This is a genomic window from Alcanivorax sp. HI0083, assembly GCF_001635175.1.
Genome location: NZ_LWFX01001326.1, coordinates 1 through 709 on the forward strand (window position 1 = coordinate 1; position 709 = coordinate 709).

The window sequence follows — 709 nt, forward strand, 5'->3', positions numbered from 1 at the left end:
CCCGGGCGAACAGTCACAGATTCAGACAGCGCTGTTCGATACGGCGTTTTCGATCATGGGGCACCTGGCCAAGGCCGATGGCCGTGTCAGCGAAGACGAAATTGCACAGGCCAGGGCGGTGATGGATCGCATGCAGCTGTCTGAAGAGCAGCGCAAGCAGGCCATTGCCTTGTTTAACCAGGGCAAGCAGGACGATTTTCCGCTGGACCAAACCGTGGCCGCGTTTGCGACAAGCGTGAAGCATCGCAAACAACTGATTCTGGTATTGCTGGAAATTCTGCTGCAAACCGCGCTGGCCGATGGCGAACTGGACCCGGCCGAAGAAGCGATTCTGGTGCGGGTGGCGGAAGGCCTGGGTGTGCCGCGCGCCCAGTTTCAGCAGATCCTCAACATGCTGCTGGCCCAGGCGCAATTTTCCGGCGCCCGCGGTGGGCATTCCTACCAGGGTGGCCAGCAGGCAGCCGGACCATCACGTCCGTCCCTGTCGCAGGCGTATCAGGTGCTGGGCATCACTGGTAGCGCCAGTAATCAGGAGGTCAAAAAGACCTACCGCAAACTGATGAGCCAGCACCACCCGGACAAGCTGGCCGCCAAAGGCGTGCCGGAAGAAATGATTCGCGTGGCCACGGAAAAAACCGCGGAAATCAGCAAGGCCTACGAAATGATTAAGGAACACCGCGGCTTTAAATAAGGTTCTTCGCGGATTAGC

General features: G+C 59.0%; 1 protein-coding gene. It reads left to right on the forward strand.

Annotation, left to right across the window (positions count from 1 at the left end; genetic code table 11):
* On the forward strand, window positions 1–691 hold a 691-nt coding region (djlA, locus tag A3754_RS19770), incomplete at its 5' end, for a co-chaperone DjlA (protein ID WP_063521060.1).
* Window positions 692–709 lie beyond the last annotated feature (18 nt).